Raw genomic sequence first — 2,136 nt, 5'->3', positions numbered from 1 at the left:
GGCAGCGGCTGGCGTCATATAATTGTTATAACTATGACCACGTTTTGTATTGTAATGCTTTATACCATTTACATTAAATATGTGATCTAATTGCTCGTCATTTCCTTACTTCATTTTACCGAAGGTCATTCTCGTACTGCTATAGCCAACATGCTGAAGGTCAGTAGAACCAGTGTAAATACTTGGGTTACTCATTATTTAACTCATGGCATTAGCGGTCTAGATGATAAACATAATCCAGGTAGACCCGCTCAACTATCGGCGAAACAACTGGTAAATCTGAAAGAATTTGTACAACGTCAAAGCTTGTCTGAGAGTGGCGGAAGATTGATGGCAAGAGATGTCAGTCTTTTTATTCAGTCTGAATTTGGGGGGACCTTTAAACAGGCAAATATCTACAGATTACTGCATCAATTAGGATTGTCATGGATAACGACCCGTTCTCGTCACCCAACACAATCTCAAGATATTCAGGACGATTTTAAAAAACTTTCCAGCTGTCAACGATCCTTAACCCCCTGGTCATGTGGCGTTAGATCGCATTATTTAGGCAACGAAAGGAACCCGACCACGAGTGGTAAGACAACAACAGTTCGAATCAGCGTATTTATATGGTGCGGTGTGTCCTGCAACGGGCACGACAGAGGCAATTATTGCCCCGCATGCCAACAGTGAATATATTTGGGAGCATTTAACATTAATTTCAGAGGCTACCGAATCGGGTCGCCATGCTTTGGTCATCATGGATGGTGCAGGTTGGCATCAACAAGATCTGACTGAGGACTTTGATAACCTTAGTATCCTTAAGCTTCCGCCCTATTCGCCAGAACTCAACCCTATAGAACAAGTGTGGCAATGGCTTCGTCAGAATGAACTCGTCAATCGTTGCTTTAGTGGATATGACGATATTGTTGAGCAGTGTTCCATTGCATGGAATCGATTTATTGCAGAGCCGGAAAGGATGATTCAACTATGTTCTAGACGGTGGACAAAATTGACCAATTAATTAATGTAAATGGTTTTATTTGCCAAAACATGACAGCAGTTTGTCGAATATGCCCATGCGTCCCCTTCGGGGATAAAAGAGTAGGTCATTTACAGGGGCCTGATGGACTTGCAATAGTCGCGAAACAGCCCGCTATTATGTAGCGGGCTTTTTTGTATCCAAAATTTGTATCGTGCCAGGAGTTAATTCATCAATCTAGTTCACTCCTTAAAACATCAACACTGCAGGCCTTTGAGTTTGTGCATATACGTCGTTTACAGATTCATTAAGCTACAATAGTAGTCATACTTAGGTATCGATTTCCTAAGAAGGGTTCCATTACTGCATTGTGCCAGCAGTTATGTCTTTGACTGATACTCTGTCCTATTTGATACTTTCATGGCTTTCATATTTACTCAAATCAAATGGGGATTTTGTCTTTCACAACAGGCAACTTACCAATGTCTCACATATAAATGTATTACCACAGTTAAATAGGCCATTTTGTTCTAGGCCAGATATACGTTATAAAATCAGACCTGGTTTATCGCGCCAACATTACACTCTTGTTGTAACAAACTAGGCGTAACTGTAGGTTCATCATTGGCTATCTTGTAGTGATGTTTTCTCTACTGATTAGTTGGTTACCTCTTAATAATTATCGAGCTCCCTTTCTAAGTAACAATAAACGTGAATATTCTCATCGATAATACGGTCTAACTTTCATCCATCAATATCGGCAGATGCGGTTATTAGGTTATTAGGTCCTTAGGTGCCACTTGCCGTTAATTGATGTCATGACGCAATTCTCTAGGGTTTATGTTGGATTGATAACACCAAAGTGTGTCAGTACTCATTATTAGCTCGATTATATGATTGGCCAAACGTGATTTATCTACTTTTGGGCAGCACAGAGCACAAATGCAAAGCTCATCATCAAAATCGATAATATGCTTGCCCATCTGACCAGGGGTAAAATATGAATTTAGTTATCCATGATTGTGGGTAAGTCTGTGGGTAAGGTGTGCCTAAGGTGGTGTTAAGTCGAGTATAAGAATTAATTGATAAATATGCTAAAAAAGGCCTTGCGCAAAACCGTGTGGTGCCTATAATGCGCATCCACTGACACGGCAGACAGCGCAAGCGGTTAC

At 40.7% G+C, this 2,136-nt stretch carries 1 pseudogene; it reads left to right on the top strand.

The features are described from left to right. Positions 1–99: 99 nt before the first annotated feature. A pseudogene (locus tag AAEY97_RS21055) lies at positions 100–1,006 on the top strand (IS630 family transposase); the annotation flags it as partial. Between the last annotated feature and the right edge of the window lie 1,130 nt (positions 1,007–2,136).

The organism is Shewanella sp. TB7-MNA-CIBAN-0143, from assembly GCF_040310065.1.
Lineage (GTDB): Bacteria > Pseudomonadota > Gammaproteobacteria > Enterobacterales > Shewanellaceae > Shewanella.
This window is presented reverse-complemented; position numbering and strand designations above follow the sequence as displayed.